The following is a 19,345-nucleotide window of genomic DNA, read 5'->3' as shown; positions in this document are numbered from 1 at the left end:
CAGGGAGAGGGCGGGCCATGCCTGAACCACTGGCGCTCCGCGGGCGGATCTACTTTCAGGACGGTGTTCACGCGGACGGGTTGGCCCTCCGGCTGTTCCGGCGCGGCTTTGCCGGGGTGTTGACGGAGGCGGCCGACGTCACCACCGACGGCGTCGGAGACTACGCGTTCCCGCTGGACGCCCTCGCACCCGGCGGGCTCTACGAGGTGCACGCCGTTCCGGACGACGGTGCGGCCACTGTCAGGCTTGCCGACTCGCTGGACGGACGCACGCGCGAACCGGTGAACCTCGTCGCCCCGCGGGATCTGAGGCCGCTCGTACCCGAGTACGACCGCTTGGTCGCCGCCTTGACCGAGCGCGCGGACCTGGCTGTCACGGAGCTGGCGAAGGCGCGGGAGCGGGGCGGCCGCCAGGACCTCGGGGTCCTGCACCAGGCGACCGGCTGGGACAGCCGGCTGCTCGCACTGGTCGCCAAGGCCGAGCGTGTGGCGGCCGAGCCCAATCAGCAGGCCGCACAGGTCAGTACCGAAGGCTCGACCAAGCAGGCCACCCAGGTCAGGACCGGGGGCTCGGCCGGACTCTCGGCCAAGACCCTGTACGCGATGTTCCGCGCCGGGTTGCCCACCGAGCCCGCCCTGCTCGCCCGGCGCCCGCCCGCCGAGGCCACCGAGGCGTTGAAGCGCGCCCGCGACGCCGGGATCGTCGCCTTCGACGACGGGGAACTCGAGGCGTCCGCCGCGGCGTTCGCGTCGTTTGCCGGCTCGGTGCGGATGACCTCGCGGGTCCCCGGCACCGTCTCGACGCCCGCGGAACTGCTGGACCTCGTGGACCTGCCCGGCGTCGAGCGCGCCGGATTCGAGCGGGCGCTGCTCGACCGCGACGGCGGGAGCCTGTGGGACGCGGCGGCGGCCAACGGGGTCTCGGAGCAGGCGATCCGTAAACTGCGGACCCAGGGCAAGCTCGCAGCCCTGACCCTCAACAACGCGCCCCTCGTGGCCAGCCTCCAGGCCGCGCTGGGCGACACCGACGACCTCGGCACCCTGGTCAGCGAACACGACCTGCATATTGCGGAGAACTGGACCGAGCGACTCGCCGACGTCGGAGTCCCCGAGGCCGCCCGCCCGCAGCTGGCACAGGAGGCGGCGCGGCGCCTGCGGATCGCGTACCCGACCGAGGTGGCTACCCGCCTGCTGGAGTCCGGGGCCGTGCCGCTGCGCCACGGCGAACGGGACGTTGCCGCACCGGTCGCCGCGTTCCTGCGGTCCGCCGCGGACAAAGGCTTCATGCTCGGCGTCACGCCCGTGCACGCGTTCCTCCGCGACAACCCCGAGGTGAGCGGGCAACTGCCGGACGACGACCGGACGACCCTCGACGGCCTGCGAAAGCTCGTCCGACTGCACCAGATCACCCCGTCCGACGCCGCTCTGGCCGCGGTGACCGAGGCGGGCTTCACCTCGGCGCGTGATATCGCAGCCCTCCCCCAAGAGGAGTTCCTCGCCTGCCACGCCGACGCGTTCCCGTCGGAACTGGAAGCCCGGCTGGTGTACAGCAAGGCGCAGCAAGTACACGCGGTCACCCTCAACTTCATCACCGGGGTGCGCCAACTAGACGCCACCCCGGCGACCCTGGCCACCGCGCCGCGCGGTGAATTCGCCGCGGACGCGCTGGACACGGCCAAGCAGGGCATCTCCGAAGCCGTCCCCACCCTGGAGAAACTCTTCGGCTCGGTGGACTTCTGTGCCTGCGTGGAGTGCCGGTCGGTACTCAGCCCGGCGGCATACCTCGTCGACCTGCTCGATTTCCTCGACATCGACACAGACAACTGGGCCGCCACCCTCGCGCGCTACAAAAGCACCCACCCGGGCGTGCCGTACCCGGGCGGCACCGACACGCCGTACGACGTGCTGACCCAGCGCCGCCCGGATCTTCCCAACCTGGCACTCAGCTGCGAGAACACCCATATCGCGCTGCCCTACATCGACATCGTCAACGAGGTCCTCGAGTTCTGGATCGCCGGCGGCGGCCGCCTCGGGCCCGACGACGTCCGCAACACCACGACCGAGACCACCGAGGAACTGCTCGCCGAGCCCCGCTTCGTCATCGAAGCCGCCTACGGAGACCTGGCCGACGCGGTGTACCCGCGGCCGCTTCCGTTCGACCTGTGGACGGAAACCGTGCGCGCCCACCTGGAGGCCGCGGGCGTCTCCTTCTGGCGACTCCTCGACACACTGCGCGTCCCCGACGACGCCCCGGCCGACGGGACTGGGTATGGCGCCTTCGAAGTGGCCGTCGAACACCTCGGACTCTCGCCCGCCGAGACCGGGCTGTACACCAACACCGACCCCGTCAAACGCACCGCGTGGTACATGCTTTACGGCCACCTGGACGACGCGAGCGCGCGCAAGGGGCTCGCGACCGCCAAATCCCTGGCCCGCCGACTCGGGGTCGACTACGAGGACTTCGTCGACCTGATTCGCACGGGATTCGTCAACCCCCGTCTGCCTGCGGTCGAACTGCTGCGCCGGATCGGCCTCGACGTCGCGGACATCGTCACCCTCGCCGCGCACGAGGTCCTGCTCACCTGCGACTTGGCGACGGTGACCGCCGACGAGCGCGACGTGGCCCTCGCCGTGCGCGCCACCGCCGCGGCACTGGACAAGGCGTCCGCCGCGACCGGAGTCGACCTCCGGGCCAAGGTCCGGGCCTGGGCGGTCGACGACACCCTCACCGGCATCCTGCTCCTGTGGTCGGCCGGCTCCGCCTCCGACTTCGACGCCGTGACCCTCCGCTACGCCGACCGCGCCGATCGGCCCGTCGCCGCGGCCGACTTGATGCGGCTCAACCTGTTCGTCCGGCTGCGCACAAGCCTCAAATGGTCGACCGCGGAGACCGACCGGGCGCTGTGCGCGTTCTTCCCCCAGCCGACCGGCGAGGCCACTCCCGCACGGTCGGCGGCCGCATGGCGCCTCGCGCTGACCTGCCTGTCGCATGTGGAGACCCTGCGGGAACGGGCCGACGGCACGGTCGACCGGGAGCGCCTGGTCACGCTGTGGACCGACGTCCCCACCACTGGCGTGGCCCCGCTGTACGCACGGCTGTTCCTCACCCGCGACGTCCTCGGCCAGGACGAGGTGTTCGACCACCCGCTCGGTGCCTTCCTGACCGTCTCGGGCGAGACGGTCGGCGGACACCTTCCCGCACTGCAGAGTGCGCTGGGCCTGTCTGCGGCCGAGATGCACGCCGTGCTGGCCGACGCCGGGCTCGCCGAGGCGACACCCCTCACGATCCGGGCCGTGTCCGTGCTCCACCGCTACGCGGTTCTTGCCGAGGCGCTGGCCATGCCGGTACGCGACCTGATCGCCCTCAAGGCAGTGTCGGGCGCGAGTCCCTTCACCGCTTTCACCGGCAAAGACGACAAACCGCTGCTGGCCACCCTGCGGTTCCAGAACGACGCCGCACTGCTGGACGGCAGCGGATGCGACGTCGCCGACATGCGCTACCTGGTGCTCCACGACGTCGATCCCGACGGGCCGCACGCAACCGCGCCCACCGATCCGGCGTCGGCCGAGACGATCGGCGCGGCCTTCGCCAAGACCGTCCCGCAACTGCGCGCGGAGAACGCCGCACCGGCATACCCCGCCGCCTACACCGACGACCGCATCGCGGCGCAACTCGCGCTGCTGCTGCCGCCGTCCGCGGTCGAGGCCTTCTTCCGGCTCTGGAACGCGGCCCCCCACGCCCCGGAACGCGACGCCTTCCGCGCCGACCACCTCGTCCCCGCCGCGGCGCAGAACCCCGAGGCGCTGTTCCTCGCCGACGCGGACCTGCCCGTCGTCTTCCCGGACACGGGACCGGGCGGTGCCGCGCCGGTGCCGCGCCTGGACCCCGCCGCCCGCGAGCGGCTCGCGGCAACCCTGGCACCGGCCGTGCAGCGCAGCGCCGTCACCGCCTTCGCGATCGGGGCGATCGCCACCGCCTTCGGCATCGAACCAGCCACGGCCGCCGCACTCCTGACCGAACCGGCGCTGATCAGCGCCCCCGATGCGCCCGGCACGCGCCTGCTCGATGCCTACCTCGACACCGAGGCGCCCGACCGGCTGCCGCGGGCTCACACCCGACTGTGCAAAATCGTCTTCCTGGCCACCGCCCTGGGCCTGTCCGTCGACGAACTGCGGTACGCGTCCGCCCATCCCGAGGACTTCGGCGGCTTCGACGCCGACACGTTGCCCCTCGCCCTGGTCGACCCGACGGCGCCGGAGGCGGCCGCGGCGCCGCGGCAGGCGTACAGCGGTATCCTCGCGCTGATCCGCTACACCCGGCTGCGCACCGACGTGGCGGCCGGGCCCGGCCGCCTGCCCGAGCTGTTTGCCGCGGCGGAACGCGCCACCGGGCCCCTGGACGATGGCGCACGGGACGCCCTGGCCGCGGAACTGGTCGAGGACTTCTGCGCGCTCCTGGCCCGGCTGACCGGGACCGAGCCGGACTCGGTTGCTGCCCTGGCCGCGCACCTCGACCTGACCACGCCCGCGAGCAGCGTCGACGCCGACGTCCAGACCACCCTTATCCCCGCGCTGCGCCGGCCCGCGGACCTCGCCCGGCTCGTCGACGCCGTGCGGATCACGGCGTGCGTCGGTGCCCCGATCCGCGCGCTGCTCGGCACCGCCCCGTCCGGCGCCGCGGCCCCTGCCTCGAGGGCCTGGGCGGCACCCGGGCCCGATGCGAATGCGGCCCGGGGCCTGCGCGACGCTGCACGCTCGCGCGTCGGCCCAGAGACCTGGCCGCGAGCCGCGGCGCCCATCTCCGACCGGCTGCGCCGGCTGCGCCGCGACGCGCTGGTCGCCCGGGTCGGACACCTCGGCGAATTCCCGCACACGGAGGCGTTGTTCGAGCACTTCTTGCTCGACCCGGGCACTGAGCCGGTCGTCCAGACCTCGCGGTTGCGGCTCGCGATCTCGTCCGTGCAGACCTTCGTCCAGCGCTGTCTGCTCGGCTTGGAAGAACGCGTCGACCCGTCGGTGATCGACGGGGACGTGTGGGCCTGGATGAAGCGCTACCGGGTGTGGGAGGCGAACCGGAAGGTCTTCCTGTGGCCGGAGAACTACCTCTGGCCCGAGTTCCGGGATGACAAGACCCATCTGTTCCGGCAGTTGGAAGGAGGGCTGTTGCAGAGCGACCTCGGCGACGACGCCGTCGAGGACGCTTTCGTGGCCTACCTGCACGGCCTGCAGGACATCGCAAGGCTCGACATCGTCGCGATGGCCGAGGAAAAGCGTCCGCCGAGCGCTGGCACCAGCGTGTTGCACGTCGTCGGCCGCACATACAGCGCCCCGCACAGGTACTTCGTCCGGCGCTATGCAAACCACATGTGGACACCATGGGAACCCATTCCCCTGGACATCCAGGCCGGGGATGACCATTTGGCGGCGATCGTGTGGCGCGGGCGCCTGAACCTCTTCTGGGTGACGTTCACTTTGGAGGGGGACCCGTCCACGGCCAGCCTGCCGGTGGGGTCGGGCGACCCGCCGCTCGCCCAGGCCCGCATGTCGCAGTTGGCAAGTGGTGCCCAGAGAAATCGCTATTTGCGGATGAACCTGCATTGGAGCGAGTACGTTCGCGGCACCTGGACGAAGGTGGCGAGTAGCGGCTTCGCGGCGGACAACCGGATCAGCGGATCGGATGGCGTCGACCCAGCGAAGATCCAGATCGTGCCGTTCGCCAACGGCGAGGAAGTCGACATCGTTCTGACGGGCGCTGTGGCATTTTGGGGCCTGCGCGTTGGCAGCCGTCAGGCGCCCCCAAGATTGGTCGAGCTGGAATACCCCATCTCTTCGCCCTACGACACCGTTTCGAACAGGCGGTACGGAACGCGCTGCGTCGCTGACAGAGAACCCCTGACGGCCAGGTTCCCCGAGCAGATCGATGTCGAGGAGGGGGACACGACCACGTCCACCACCACCACGGTGCCTAGGGTCGTTCTCGCCGCTCCACCGCGCGCATACAGCCTCCGGACCATGCCACAGGGGTACTGGGGCGGCGGCGGCGAAACCGAGCTGCCGTTCTTCTATTCAGATGACATGAACACCTTCCATGTGGAGCCCACGGCGACGGAGGTGAGCGTCCGGGAATGGCGCAGATGGGCGATCTGGGACCCGGTTCACCCGGAGGAGGAGGAGCCACCGCTACACCCACACCCCAGGATGCTGCCGCCGATCCGGCCCTTCCTGCGCGACCTTCTCCCGCCGCCCAAGGAGGAGCAGCAGCCTGATCCCGGGCCGCGGCCGGACTGGCGGGAGGGGATCGACCCGCGCGCCACCGTTGCGGCACAGCACGGGCAGGACTGGCTGGTGAACCCGGTAACCGTCCTCTCCTACGACGACCGGATTGTAGGGGAGCGCGGTGGCATCGAGGTCATGATGCCGCCGTCGGTCGGTATTGACTCGGAAGGTTCCGGGAGTCCGGGGTCCGGGCGGCTGCAGGCGCGGCCCGAGACGGCTGGCAAGGTCATGGCCGATGGGGCCAGCCGGGTTGTCGGTGGCGATGGCAGAAAAGCCCCGGTGGGTGCCGGGCGCCCGGTGGCCTCCGGATTTCTGGCCGGCGCACGGGTGCGCTTTCATCCCACGGACACGGACACTTTCGCCGGGGCCGGGCTGCGGGTGGTGGGCGGCGCCGGATTCCTCGCGTTCGACGGGGCCGTCGGCGATCCGGGAGACGGTCCCGACCCGGCGGTCGCCGTACGGTCCCTCCGGGCGATGCGACTCGAGGAGCGCAACCAGTGAACGACGACCTCCGCCTCGGCGGCTTCCACAGCCTGATCGACGCCCGTGCCGAGGCGGCGATCCGGGGCCCCCTCATCGGAATCGACGTGCCCCCTCCTCCCGGCGGGGGCACGCCCCTGCCGGACCGTCCGGAGGTCAGGGACGACGACGGCCATTGGGTGACCACCACCACACGAAGCATGTCGTACCGCTTCGGCACGCACTTCCACCCGTATGTGTCCGAGCTCGTCGACCGCCTCGTCGAGAAGTCGGTGGCCGGTCTCCAGGCCGCGGACACCGAATACGAGGAGGATGCGCCGGGCGTCCCCGCGCTGCTGCCGGACGGCAGACCGCGTCCGGTGCTGTTCGAGGAACTCTTCGACGAGAACGGGTACGCCCCAACGGAGATCGTCGAAAAGCTTCATCCAGTCGCGGAGTTGGAGTTCGGATCGGTGGGCGCCTACAGCGTCTACAACTGGGAACTCTTCTACCACGTGCCCCTGGCCATCGCCATCCACCTCAGCCGCAACCGGCGGTACGAGGAGTCCCAGCGGTGGTTCCACCACATCTTCGACCCGACAACCGGGCGCCTCGGCCCGGCGCCGCAGCGCTTCTGGCAGGTCAAGCCGTTCCAGACCGAACCGGTGCGCCTCGTCGAGCAGGTGCTGACCAATCTGGTCACCGGCGCCGACCCAGGGCTGCGGCGGGAGACCATCGACAGCATCCACGCCTGGGCCCAGAACCCTTTCCGGCCGCACCTGGTGGCCCGCTACCGGCCGACGGCGTACATGTTCAAAGCCGTCATGGCCTACCTCCAGAACCTTGTCGACTGGGGCGACGCGCTGTTCGCCGAGGACACCGGCGAGAGCATCAACGAGGCACTGCAACTGTACGTCCTGGCCGCGAACCTCCTCGGCCCCCGCCCGCAGGCGGTGCCGCGGATCGGCGGCGGTGCACCGCAGACGTACCGCTCGCTTCGCGAGCACCTGCGCGAGTTCGGCAGCGCGCTGGTGTCCTTGGAGACGGAGATCCCGTTCGCCGACGCGCCGCTGCCGCAGGCCACGGACGGCGCGGCGCTCAGCCCGCTTCGCAGCCTGGGGTCGTCGCTGTACTTCTGCGTGCCACCCAACCCCACGCTGCTCGGCTTTTGGGACACCGTCGCCGACCGCCTCTTCAAGATCCGCAATAGCCTCAACCTGCAGGGCACATTCCGCCAACTGCCGCTCTTCGAGCCGCCGATCGACCCGGCGCTGCTGGTGCGCGCGACCGCGGCGGGCGTCGACATCGCCGCGGCGGTCAGCGGCGTCCACCAGCCACTTCCGCTGGTGCGCTACGGCGTCCTCGCGCAGCAGGCGGCCGAGCTGTGCCAGGAGGTCAAGGCACTTGGCGCGAACCTGCTCTCGCTGATCGAGAAGGAAGACGCCGAAGCCCTCGCGGTGCTGCGTGCAAGGCACGAGCACAACACCCTCACCCTCGCCGCGAGCGTGAAGTACGCCCAGTGGCAGGAGGCGATCAAGAACCGCGAGGCCGTCGAACGTACCATCACCACCGCGGGCCAGCGCTTCACCTACTACGAGCGGCTACTCGGCGTTGCCATCGGTTCCACCCAGGTGCCAAAGCTGGACCCCCTGTCACGCGAAGACCTCAAAGGGCTGCTGGAGAACGCCGCAAAGAACGACGCCCCGGCCGGCCGCGCCGATCACAAGGAACCGGAGATGGCGCCGCGGTACGTGCCGGTGGACATCAGCCCCGGCGGGCTCGGCGAAACTGGCGGCCTGCACATCTCGTCCCGCGAGTTCGACGAGCTCACCAACCTGCGACTGGCCCAGAACTGGCAGAACGCCGCGGGCCTCGCCGACACGGTTGGTTCGGCGCTGGCGGTGATCCCCGACTTCTCCGTTCACGCCCATTTCTGGGGGCTGGGCCCCTCGTTCACGTACGGCGGCACCCACCTGCACCACGGGGCGTCGGCGCTGGCCAGCGCCGGACGCACGGTGGCTGGCGAACTGAGTTACCAGGCGTCCCGCGCCGCCAAGATCGACGGGTTCGCGCGGCGCGAGCAGGAATGGGCCTTCCACAGTGCCACCACCGCCGGGGAAATCGTCCAGTCGTTCAAGCAGCTCCGCGCCGCGCAACTGCGCGAGGCCGCGGCGCAGTGGGAGCACACGAACCACCTGCGCGCGGTCGAACTGTCCGCCGACGTCGAATTGTTCCTCACGGGGCAGCGCACCAAGGCCGGGCCCGTCGACGTCGACGGCAAGCACACCGACCGCGACTACTACGTGCACCTGCGGCGGGAGGTGCGCGGCCTGTACACGCAGTGCTTCCAGATGGCCCTAGAGGCGGCGCGCAAGGCGGAACGCGCCCTGCAGGCCGAACTCGGGGACCGGGGCCTCACATTCCTGCGCTACGACTACCAGAGCGGACCCGACCAGCTCCACGCGGGCGAGAAGCTGTTCCAGGACCTCAAGCGCATGGACGCCGCGCACCTGGAGCTGAACCGCCGCGAGTACGAGCTCTCCAAGTCGGTGAGCCTGCTGCAACTGGACCCGGCCCAGCTGGTCGAGCTCCGGCAAAACGGCTCGTGCACGATCGCTGTACCCGAGGAGGCGTTCGACATGGACACGCCCGGGCACTACTTTCGGCGGATCAAGAGCGTCGCGGTGAGCCTGCCGTGCGTGACCGGCCCGTACACCAGCGTGCCGGCCACGCTGACGCTCCGGCACAGCTCGCTGCGCACCTCTCCCGCGCTGCGCGACTCGCGGTACGCGCGCGACGGCGACGGCGACGACCGGTTCAACGACGACTACGGCAGCACGCAGTCCATCGTGACCAGTGTCGGACAGCACGACAGTGGCATGTTCGACACCAACCTGCGCGACGACCGGCGGCTCCCGTTCGAGGGGGCGGGGGCGGTCTCCACGTGGCTCCTCGAACTTCCCTCGCAGTTCCGCCCGTTCGACTACGACACCATCGCGGACGTGGTCCTGCACGTGCGCTTCACTGCCCGCGAGGGCGGCCAGCGGCTGCGCAAGGCGGCCGAGAAGCACCTGCGCGAGTTCGCCAAGCTTCCCGCCGGAGCCGGGGTCGCCCCCTTCGTACGCCTCTTCTCGGTGCGCCATGAATTCCCCTCCGCGTGGGCCGCGTTCAAGAACACCCCGCAGACCGACGCCACTCCGGGGACCCCGCTCAAGCTGCTGGTGGGCCCGGCGCACTTCCCCTTCTGGACCACCCGGGGAGTGCTGGACACCGGCGGCATCACGGTCTACGGCTCAGAAGCCGTCACCGTCACCCCGCCCGCCGGCCAGGGGAACCCCGGTTCGCTCGAAGCCCCCGTCGGCGCTTTGCGCTCCCGCGACTTCCCTGAGGTGCGCATTCCCCTGGACGGCGACGAGTTCATCTTGAAACTCGACCACCGCACGATCAAGGACCTGTACGTCGCCGTCCGCTGGGGCTGCACCATGCCGACCCCTGAGTAGGACTCCGTTAGGTCTTCCTGTCGGTTTTGATCAAGAGCATGGTGGGTGTGTGGACACACATGAAGTGAACCGCTTCCGAGAGAGTCTGGCGAATACGTCGCTGATGTGTTCGCGTCGGTGCCGCGGAAGGACCAGCGGGTCAAGGGCGACTGTGAGGTTGATCCTCGGGAGTGGACACCGGGTTTCATGCGACGGGTGACAGCGTGCGTGTCGCGGTCAGTTGCTGTTCGAACTCGGCTGGTGTGAGGTAGCCGAGCGCGGAATGCCGGCGGCGCCGGTTGTAGTACGACAGCCGGCGGAACAGCTCGAGCCGAGTCTGTGCCTTCGAGGTCTAGCGCCTGTGGAGTCGGCCGCCGTCGATGTCGCTGGCGGGGCGTAGGGGCCTCTACTCCTCGTCGAGTTCGCGCAGGTGCTGACTGGCGCGCTCGTCGCCGGCTTCGGCGGCGCGGGTCAAGGCGATGGTCGCCTGCGGGCGCCGGTCGGCGGTGCGGGCGGATCGGCCGAGGGTCTGGTGCACGATCGTGTGACGTCTTGACCTGCCCTACTGCCTGGGTTCCAGTTCCGGTGGCTGGCTGACAGTCCTTCACCCAACCCTGCACCAGACCCAGGCGACACCACCCAGACATACACCTACGACGCCGACGGCAACCCCACCACCGTCGCCACCACCAAAGCCGGCCAGCCCGAAACCGACAGGACCAGAACCTCACCTGGGACACCCAAGGCGACCTGAGCAGCCTCACCACCGGGCCCACTGCAGCGCCCACGCACACCACCGGCTACCACTACGACGCCGACGGCACTCACCGCCCGCACCGACGACGGCACCACCACCATCTACCTCGGCACCGACGAAATCACCCTCAACAACAACGGGTCCGTCACCGCCAACAACCGCAGCTACGGCGTAGCCGGCGCCCCCACCACCATCCGCAGAGCCACAGCCAGCGCCACCGGAAGCCAGCTCGACTACCAACTCGCCGACCCCCAAGGCACCTCCACCACCGACATCACCGCCGACACCCTCACCGTCACCCGCCGCGCCTACACCCCCTTCGGCGACACCCGCACCCCCACACCCACCACCTGGCCCACCGACAAGGGCTACGTCGGCGGCACCACAGACCCCACCACCGGCCTCACCAACCTCGGCGCCCGCGAATACGACCCCAGTCTCGGCCGCTTCCTCAACCCCGACTCGCTCCGCACCACAGACCCCCAGCAATGGAACGGCTACGCCTACGCCGATAACAGCCCCGTCGACTCGTCCGACCCCAGCGGGAAGATGCTCAAGGACGATATCTTTGGCTACGGCTTCGGTAATGCGCAGAACATGAGGTCGTGGTACCACGACCAGGGCTACACGGACAGCCACAGTCGGCCGACGGCTAAGTATTACCAAGTCGCCTACCAAAGCGACATCGACTGGTCGATGTTCTACTGGATAAGAGGCCTTGACGACGGATCTTTCTACAAGCAGCAGGCCAAGAAATCCCGGACCAAGGTCGCCTACGACTGGTCAAAGCAAATAAACGAAGCGCATTATGGTCCGAGCGCGGACGGCTGCGGCGCGGTAGCCGCAGGAAGCAACTGCGCCGATGCTTTGACCCCGGGACAGAAAAAAGCCCAATCTGCGATATCATCATTGGATCCGACGGGCCTCATGAGCCTGGCGGAATGCGTTCAAGATCCCGATGCAAAGCAATGCTCCATCGCATTGGCGGAGGCGATTCCGGGATTTGGAGAGGCGTTCAATGGTGCGGATGAAGCTGCTAAGGTAGCTGCTGACGGGACCGATCTCCTCGGTCCGTTCCATCGCCTGATCAGCCAAACTCACAGTTTGGAGACCACGCAGGCCTGAGTCCTGTGAATTGTGGGGACAGGAGAGCATGGGACATCCTGGTGAGGCTATGGTGAAAGCGCATCGAGGAACGATGCCGGACTACGCCAAACCCGGGAGCTTTGAATTCTACACGAGCGTAGTGCCGAATCCGGAAAATAGGACGCCGAAGGGATACGCTTGGTGGAAGGCTGGCACGCCCGGAGTCCGTTCGTTCGAGGTCGGAAATACCGATTGGGCGGCTATCCCAATCGTGATAACGAAGATAAAGTAGGTGGGCGATAATGATTCCTCTCACCTTCGACGCCTGGCGGCCCAAGCAGTTTCTTGTAGTCGCTCAAATCGATGTAACTCGGGCCATGCTGGGGGATATGGGCATTCCTATCCTCGACGAAGATGGGGAGGAGGTGGCTATCGTGGGCCTGTCGAATGGAGCCGTTTACGAGCTATTCAAAATGCCCGAAAACTCCGTTTTGGGATATGCGCTAATGCGTGGAGATCCGGGCGATATGAGCTGGGAAGGGGCGCTAGAGGAATTTCTTTCCGACTCTGGAATTGACCGGTCCCGTGTGATTGCTGTGCCGAATGATGAAGATGAGAGTTGGCGCTCTCTGGAATCATGATGTTCGAGGGCAGCCTGGTTCCGCTTGACCTCCTCCTTGACTGCGTTGCCTTGTGCAGTCCCCCACAGCGGAGCAGTGACTGCGGGACTAAGTTCCGCTCGGCATCGAGGGCTTGGTACTGAAGGACACCCGGGCGCGGTACCGGCCCGGGGCGCGAGGGGCGCGGGGGTGGAGGAAGTGGCGGGTGCGGCACACCGCGGAGGGCATCATCGCCGCAGTGACCGGCCGCCCGGCGCGGCCGCGGACGGTCCTGCTCGGCCGCTACGACACCACAGGCCGGCTGCGGTACGCCGGCCGCTCCACCATGGTGCCCGCCGCTGTCGCGGCCCGTCTCGGGCCGCTGATCACCCCGCAGGCGAGGGACATCCGTGGCAGGGCCGCCGCTTCTCCGCCGCCTGGGGCAGCACCGAGCCGCTCGAGGTGGACCTGGTGGTACCGGAGTTGGTGGTGGAGGTCTCCGCCGACGTCTCCTTTGACGCGGCCGGCCGGTGGAGACATCCCGTGCCGATCGTCCGCGACCGACCCGACCTCACCCCCGCGGACGTCGCCAGCTTCGGGCCCCGACCGAAGCGTCGGACCCCGGCGCCACCGCTGATGTCGGCACCCTGCGCGGATACGGGACCGCGCTCGGTTGCCTGATGTGTGCTGGTAGCGGGTAGTCTCACGGCGTTTCAGCTCTACCGACGCCGGGAGATTCGATGGCCGTACGGGCCGTTGCTGTGAGCGCTGTTGCTGTGGCGGGGGTGCTTGTGCTGTCCGGGTGCAAGGCGACGACGACCGCGGGTGGCACCGCGCATCCGGCCCCGCCCGCCTCGACGACATCTGCCGCCACGCCCACCGCGACGACCCCGGCGGCGGCCGGCGGGCGGTTGCCGGTCGGGCCGGGGCCGCGGGCGCACTACACGGTGCAGGCGCAGCCGGCCGCGGGCAGCTGCCACTACCGGTACGAGGGCGGCCAGCCGCTGCCGGATCTGACGTGCACGCCGGGCGCGGTCTCCCCGGCGGTGACGCAGGCCAACCTCGCCTCCACGATCTGCAAGTCGGGGTACACCTCGACGATCCGCCCGTCGTCGTACGTGACCGGCAAGGAGAAGAAGGCGAACGCGCTCTCCTACGGATACACCGGGGCCATGGGTGATGCCGAGTACGACCACCAGATCAGCCTGGAGATCGGCGGCGACCCCAACGACCCGCGAAACCTCTGGATCGAGCCGCCCTCGCCCGACCACAAGGCCGGCTCCGGGCCGAACAACGACAAGGACAAGGTCGAGAACAAGCTGCACACCGCGGTGTGCGCGCACACCGTCACCCTTGTCCAGGCGCAGACCGCGATCGCCACGGACTGGACGACCGCGCTGGCAGTCCTGCACCTGAGCTAGAAGACTCGTGAAGATCTTGGTGGGGGGTTGTCCGGCCGGAGGTTGGGCAGCCCCTGTTCGCTATGCGGTGGCCGGTGCGAGTTGCCAGGTGCCGTCGGTGTGGGTGAGTCCGAGGTTGATGAGTCGGCGGAGGTTGAGGGCGGCGGCGCGGGTGTGGAGCCACATGTTGTTGGTGATGGTGCCGCGGTAGCGGAGTCTGCGGTTGCCGTGGTGGACGAGCCAGGCGACGGCGTGTTCGACTGGTGGTCGCCAGCGTCGGTAGGCGGCTTGCCAGTCGGGGTCGGTGGCGGCTTGGTGGCGGCTTGGAGGTCGTGGTGCGGCCGGATGGTCAGCACCCGTCCGGCTTTGGCCTTGGTGCACCGCTCGCGCAGGGGACATCCGGTGCACAGGCTGGTGAAGGAGGCTTTGCGCTGGTCGTGCTGTCCGCCCGGGTCAGACAGGGCGACGGTGTGTCCGGCGGGGCAGGTCACGGTGGCGGTGGCGGTGTCGATCGCGAAGTCGTCGAGGGTGAGGCCGCCGGGGACGGCAGGCCGCAGTGGGGCGGGCTTGAGGAACATCCGGTGCCCGGCCTCGTGGAGGGCTTGGCGGGCGTCGCCGGTGGAGTAGGCGGTGTCGCCGAAGGCGTCCACCGGCTCGGTCTCGTCGGCGAGCAGGTCCACGGCGACGGCGGCCTCGTGGTGCTCGGCTCCGGCGCCGGGCCGCAGGGCGACGGCGGTGTATAACCCGGTCTCCGGTTCGATGGCCAGGTGGGCTTTGTATCCGTCCTGCTGGTGGGAGCGGGTCTTGTGCACGTGCCGCGCTTCGGGGTCGACGGTGGACACCACGCGGTCGGGGGCGGTGTCCCGGGTGATGCGCCAGCGTCCGTCGCGGCCGTCGGAGTCCTCGGCGGGCTCCACGTCCTGTCCCGCGACCAGCGCCAGGATGCCGACCGCGTTGGCGGCTTTATCGCCGAGTTGCTGGTCGGGCAGGTGGCCCAGCAGTCGCAGGGCGTCGCCGACCAGGGCGTCGACCAGGCCGCCGCGGGCCTGCTCGTCGTTCCAAGCGATGAGGGGTTTGCCGGGGTCGGTGTAGTCGTGGGCGGTGCACTGCACGGCTGCGACCTGGTCGGCGCCGGGGACTTCCCGGATGACCGCGCGGATCGCGGCGATGATCTGGGTGACGGTGTCCTGGGTGGCGACGGCGTCGTCCAGGACGGTGGAGTCCAGTGCCCGGCGGTGCTTGCCCTTCAGGGCGCCGGTGGCTTTCACGATCTCGCGGACGGCGTCGAAGACCCGGCTGGGGCGAGTTGAGCGAGCCAGTCGGCGGCGGAAGTAGGCCAGGAGTGAAGGGTCGAAGGCCATGTCGTGCAGGCCCAGCCCGCACGCCGCCTTCCACCGCAGGTCGCACCGCAGTTCCTGGACCGTCTCAAAGTCGGACAGGCCGTGCAGGGCCTGCAGTGTGATCGCGGCAGCCAGGATCTGCGGCGGCATACTCGGCCGGCCGTTCGCCGACGGGTACATGTCCGCGAACATCGAGGCCGGGAACAGCCCGCCACGGTGCTCAGCCAGGAACGCGAACACACTCCCGACCGGGATCAGACCACGGCACGTCTCCCAAACATCCGGCCCGACCGTCTCACCGACCCACTCACCCATCGCCACAAAACCAGTCTGGTCCTGCCACTCACGCAGCAGGACCAGAACACAACATCTTCATCGGTCTTCTAGTGCGGGATGCAGCTGTGCAAGAGGATGCTGACGTGTCGTGTTCTGAGCAACGTGCTAGGAACGGGGGGCTATGGACTCTGAGTGGGCGAGCATCGTGGAGGCGTCGCAGGTACGGGTCTACTCGTCCACGGGTGAGGCGGTCGGCGCCGGATTTCTCGTTGACGCCGATGTGGTCTGCACCTGCGCCCATGTCGTCGCCCGGGCGCTCGAGGTGCCGGCTACCGCCGAGAAGGCCTTGGGCCAGCAGGTGGACCTCGACTTTCCCCTGTTGGGCGGCCGCCCCCGGGTACGGGCGACCGTGGTGTCCTGGCGGTTCGGCAGGGCAGATGCCGCACTGCTGCGGCTGGACACGCGCCCCTTGGACACACAGCCAGTGCCGCTCGTCGACAGGACCGCCGTGCGGGAGAACGCATTCAAGGCGTTCGGCTACCCGACCTGGGCCGACCACGGCTTCTGGGTCTGGGGCACCCTGCACGGGGAGGGCTTGGGCTGGGAGACACAGGAGCCGGGGCCGCGCAACTTGGAGGGGTTCAGCGGGGCCCCGGTCTGGGACGGCGCGCAGGGCGGCGTCGTCGGGATGATGGTGGCCGCGAACCTGAGTGAGAGCACCGTGTATATGTTGCCGTCGGACGCGCTGGTGGCCGATGAAGTGATCCTGAAGCCGCGCTGCCCTTTCAAGGGGCTCTCGGCGTTCAGGGAGGAGGACGTGAAGTTCTTCCACGGCCGCGACAGCGACACTGCGCGCGTGCACGCCGTCGTGCACCGGCGGCCGGTGACCGTGGTGGCGGGGCCCTCGGGGTGTGGAAAGTCCTCCCTTGTACGGGCTGGGGTGCTGCCGCGTCTGCGGGCCGAGGGCATGAGCGTGTCCGAACTGCGGCCTCTGCCCGGGATGCCGGCGGCCGCCGTGCTCGGACGGGTGTTGACGGAGCTCCTGAAGCCTGAGCTCGGCGAGGTTGAATGGCCTGGCGTCGCCGAAATGCTGGCAGGGCTCCCCTTGGAGATCGGCCACGATCTGGCAGCCGAACTGCGGGCCCGGGTCCTGGCCTTCGGAGGGAGCGCCGGACACGTCGTCTTCATCGACCAACTGGAGGAGTACGACCCCTGGGCCGCGCGTGACCTGTTCGGAATGCTCGCCGCTCTGGCAGGCAAGGACGGCGCGGCCGCACTGCGGGTTGTCGCCACCGCGCGGCCCGACATCCTCGATGTGCTTGTCACTGCCAGCAACTCGGACCTGGTCAGCGAGGCCGTCTGTTTCCTCGCACCGCTGAGCGGCCGTGACCTGATGCGGGCGGTGACGGGGCCCGTCGACGCGGTGCCGGGACTGTGGTTCGAGCCGGGGCTGCCGGATCGGATCATCGCGGATGCGAGCGAAAGGCCCGGGCGAATGCCGATGGTCCAGTTCGCTCTGACTGAGTTGTGGATGCGCCGCACCCACTCAACGCTCACCCACTCCGCCTACGCCGACATGGGCGGTGTCGCGGGCGCGTTCGTGGCATACGCGGATGGCACACTGGAAGGACTCACGCAGGCCCAACGGGACTGTACCCCACGGCTGTTCGCGCAGCTCGTCCAGTTTGGCGACAGTGACACCTTTTCCCTGAGGCCCGCTCGCGCCGCCGACCTCGCCCCCGAACTCCGCCACCTGGCATGGGAGCTGGCCACCCACAGGCTCGTCGTTCGCTCCCATGGTGCCGACGGAGAGGAGATCGTCGACCTGCCGCACGAGGCTCTGATCCAGCTGTGGCCGCGCCTGGGGCAATGGCTCGCCGACTACCGAGAGTTCCGCGTTTGGCAGGCGGAGTTGCGGGACGACTTCCTCCGCTGGAAGGCACAAGACCGCGGGTCCGCTCGTTTGCTGAGCGGACCCGACCTGGCAGTGGCCTTGAGCAGACTTGCCGAGCATCCCGAGGACATCTCAGCCGACGAGCGCGACTACATCCTGCTGAGTCGCCGCCGCTCCCGATGGCGCGCAGGTAGGGCAGTACACGCAGTATCCGAACTGATGAAAAGAGCGGCGATGCCGATGAGGCGGGGCAAGGACTCGGAAAGTCGGCCGCACTGGCAGGTTCTGGCAGCAGTCGGTTTGTGGCTCGCCGTCTTGCTGGCCGCAGCGTCGATCAGTGTGCGTGAAGTGCTCGATAGCTTGCGTCTGCACGCACAGTTGGGGCCCTCCGACACGCCCGCGGTGGTCACGGCAATCGTCACCCTGGCGACTGCCATCGGCACCTTGATCGGTGTCACTCTGACCGCTTACGCCAAGTACGTGCAGGCCCGGGGGCAGGTCGAGGCGGATCTAATCCGAGCAAGAGCCGAGATGATGCGCGCGGAAGCCGATGTCACCAGAGCCCGGGCAGGGATCCCGCCGCACGATCCCTCCGCCACCGGCGATCCGCAAGCTCTCACGTCAGCCGAACTTGACACTAGCCAGCCTCCACCGTCCGGTGGGGTCACCTGATGCACCTTGAAGTACCTGAACTGGTGCCGTGACACGGCACCAGTGTCATGAAACACCGCGCCTAACGAGCTCGTGCATGGTTGGCGGTGGCGCGTCGAGAGCCTCGGGCCGACGGTCGTGTTCACCATTGTGTACCGCTTGCCGCCGTGGCGGTCTGTTGGTGGGAGAGGAGGCCTGCGACGGCTTGGAGGATGTCGCTCATGTGCTCGCGTCGGCCGTGGTGACGGGCGAGGGATCTCCAGTTCTTCATATGGCCGATGCCGTGCTCGACCCGGATGCGTCGTGAGGAGTGGGCCTTGCGCCGGCGCTGGTGGATCTCCTCGTACCACTCGGGTGGGTTCTTCTTGAACTTGCGGTGCGGTGGCGTCACCACACGGCCTCCGGTCTGGGCGCCCAGACCCTGGTATCCGGCGTCGGCCAGGATCTCCACGGCTGGGCCGTCAGCCAAGAGGTTGACCAGGCCCAACTTCCGGGCGTGGGTGATGTCCGCGCAGCTGGCCGGCTCGGCCGGGCTGCAGAACAGCAGCCGCCCGTCGGCGTCCGTGACAACCATGGATTTCACGGCGTTCTGCTTGCTCTTCCCGGAGATGAACTCTCCCGGTCCTTGCGTCCGGCGGCTGGGCGGCGCACTCGGACCTCGGTCCCGTCGATGATCCCCGTGCGTCCCTCGGCGCCGAGGTAGTCGATGACCTCAGCGAGAGTACGCAACTGCTGGCCAGGGGCGATGGTGCAGCCCCGTTCGGCCAGCAGGGGCCGTACTTCACTGATTGCACGCGTGATGGTGGAGCGGTCGACACCAAACCAGCAGGCCAGCACGTCATGGGTGGCGCCGTGTCGGAGATGGACGAGGGTGGCCAACAGCCGGTCCACGAAGACCAGTTTGTGTTTGGCTCCAGCACCCATGGCCCTGCGCCGAGGGCGCGCGGCGAGTGCCGCTTGGTGGCGCTCGTGCCACAACGGGCCAATCTCCGCAACGAGTTCAGCGATCACGTCGGGCGTCAGCCCGGTGATCCGCTGACTACGGATAATCGCTGCACGAACCCGGTTCCCCACCACGCAAACCATGATCAAGGATCAAGGTCTCGACGCGCCACCGCCAACCATGCAC

The 19,345-nt window shown here is 68.8% G+C and carries 9 protein-coding genes and 3 pseudogenes; 7 read left to right on the top strand and 5 right to left on the bottom strand.

The genetic code is table 11. The features are described 5' to 3' along the window. The first annotated feature begins 17 nt into the window (after nucleotides 1-17). Together C4U44_RS29385 and C4U44_RS29380 are read left to right on the top strand one after the other, a co-directional pair. The gene (locus C4U44_RS29385) at nucleotides 18-6,776 is read left to right on the top strand and encodes a neuraminidase-like domain-containing protein (protein ID WP_103889074.1); all 6,759 of its coding nucleotides are present in this window, start codon (nucleotides 18-20) and stop codon (nucleotides 6,774-6,776) included. Next, nucleotides 6,773-10,234, top strand: coding sequence for a Tc toxin subunit A-related protein (locus tag C4U44_RS29380; RefSeq protein WP_103889073.1), 3,462 nt, complete (start codon nucleotides 6,773-6,775; stop codon nucleotides 10,232-10,234). The genes C4U44_RS29385 and C4U44_RS29380 overlap by 4 nt, the downstream gene beginning before the upstream one ends. A 184-nt stretch (nucleotides 10,235-10,418) precedes the next feature. On the opposite strand, the pseudogene C4U44_RS29375 reads toward C4U44_RS29380, so the two are convergent. Both C4U44_RS29375 and C4U44_RS43315 read right to left on the bottom strand, forming a co-directional pair. After that, nucleotides 10,419-10,565, bottom strand: a pseudogene (locus C4U44_RS29375) (integrase core domain-containing protein); the annotation flags it as partial. Between the two features lie 54 nt (nucleotides 10,566-10,619). Next, nucleotides 10,620-10,751: a hypothetical protein gene (locus C4U44_RS43315; RefSeq protein WP_265737350.1), complete on the bottom strand. Its 132-nt coding sequence runs from the start codon at nucleotides 10,749-10,751 to the stop codon at nucleotides 10,620-10,622. A 237-nt stretch (nucleotides 10,752-10,988) separates the two neighbouring features. Here C4U44_RS43315 and C4U44_RS43695 point away from each other — a divergent pair. The 4 genes and pseudogenes from C4U44_RS43695 to C4U44_RS29365 all read left to right on the top strand — a co-directional run. Further along, nucleotides 10,989-11,504, top strand: a pseudogene (locus C4U44_RS43695) (RHS repeat-associated core domain-containing protein); the annotation flags it as partial. Nucleotides 11,505-11,519: 15 nt separating this feature from the next. Next, nucleotides 11,520-12,095, top strand: a complete 576-nt coding sequence (locus C4U44_RS42840) for a hypothetical protein (RefSeq protein WP_235032440.1) — start codon at nucleotides 11,520-11,522, stop codon at nucleotides 12,093-12,095. Between the two features lie 263 nt (nucleotides 12,096-12,358). Continuing rightward, entirely contained in the window at nucleotides 12,359-12,697 is a 339-nt protein-coding gene (locus C4U44_RS41255) for a hypothetical protein (protein WP_146088379.1), read from the top strand. Between the two features lie 698 nt (nucleotides 12,698-13,395). After that, nucleotides 13,396-14,076 carry a hypothetical protein gene (locus C4U44_RS29365; protein WP_103889072.1) on the top strand — a complete coding sequence of 227 codons (681 nt, stop codon included), beginning with the start codon at nucleotides 13,396-13,398 and terminating at the stop codon, nucleotides 14,074-14,076. 60 nt (nucleotides 14,077-14,136) lie between these two features. Here the strand turns inward: C4U44_RS29365 and C4U44_RS29360 are convergent. Further along, nucleotides 14,137-15,710: pseudogene (locus tag C4U44_RS29360) on the bottom strand (IS1182 family transposase). A 142-nt stretch (nucleotides 15,711-15,852) separates the two neighbouring features. Here C4U44_RS29360 and C4U44_RS29355 point away from each other — a divergent pair. Further along, nucleotides 15,853-18,237 (top strand): serine protease, encoded by a 2,385-nt coding sequence (locus C4U44_RS29355; protein ID WP_103889071.1) that lies wholly within the window; start codon nucleotides 15,853-15,855, stop codon nucleotides 18,235-18,237. 121 nt (nucleotides 18,238-18,358) lie between these two features. Here the strand turns inward: C4U44_RS29355 and C4U44_RS29350 are convergent, their stop codons facing one another. Both C4U44_RS29350 and C4U44_RS29345 read right to left on the bottom strand, forming a co-directional pair. Beyond that, nucleotides 18,359-18,790 (bottom strand): transposase family protein, encoded by a 432-nt coding sequence (locus C4U44_RS29350; RefSeq protein ID WP_103889127.1) that lies wholly within the window; start codon nucleotides 18,788-18,790, stop codon nucleotides 18,359-18,361. Between the two features lie 5 nt (nucleotides 18,791-18,795). Continuing rightward, entirely contained in the window at nucleotides 18,796-19,293 is a 498-nt protein-coding gene (locus C4U44_RS29345) for a helix-turn-helix domain-containing protein (RefSeq protein ID WP_160145139.1), read from the bottom strand. Nucleotides 19,294-19,345: the final 52 nt, after the last annotated feature.

This window comes from Actinacidiphila yanglinensis (assembly GCF_900107965.1).
Taxonomy (GTDB): Bacteria; Actinomycetota; Actinomycetes; order Streptomycetales; family Streptomycetaceae; genus Actinacidiphila; species Actinacidiphila yanglinensis.
This window is presented reverse-complemented; position numbering and strand designations above follow the sequence as displayed.

Coding starts and splice junctions, on each gene's coding strand:
- C4U44_RS29350 (WP_103889127.1), bottom strand. CDS start 18,790: ATGGTTGTCACGGACGCCGACGGGCGGCTGCTGTTCTGCAGCCCGGCC.
- C4U44_RS29385 (WP_103889074.1), top strand. CDS start 18: ATGCCTGAACCACTGGCGCTCCGCGGGCGGATCTACTTTCAGGACGGT.
- C4U44_RS29355 (WP_103889071.1), top strand. CDS start 15,853: ATGGACTCTGAGTGGGCGAGCATCGTGGAGGCGTCGCAGGTACGGGTC.
- C4U44_RS42840 (WP_235032440.1), top strand. CDS start 11,520: ATGCTCAAGGACGATATCTTTGGCTACGGCTTCGGTAATGCGCAGAAC.
- C4U44_RS41255 (WP_146088379.1), top strand. CDS start 12,359: ATGATTCCTCTCACCTTCGACGCCTGGCGGCCCAAGCAGTTTCTTGTA.
- C4U44_RS29365 (WP_103889072.1), top strand. CDS start 13,396: ATGGCCGTACGGGCCGTTGCTGTGAGCGCTGTTGCTGTGGCGGGGGTG.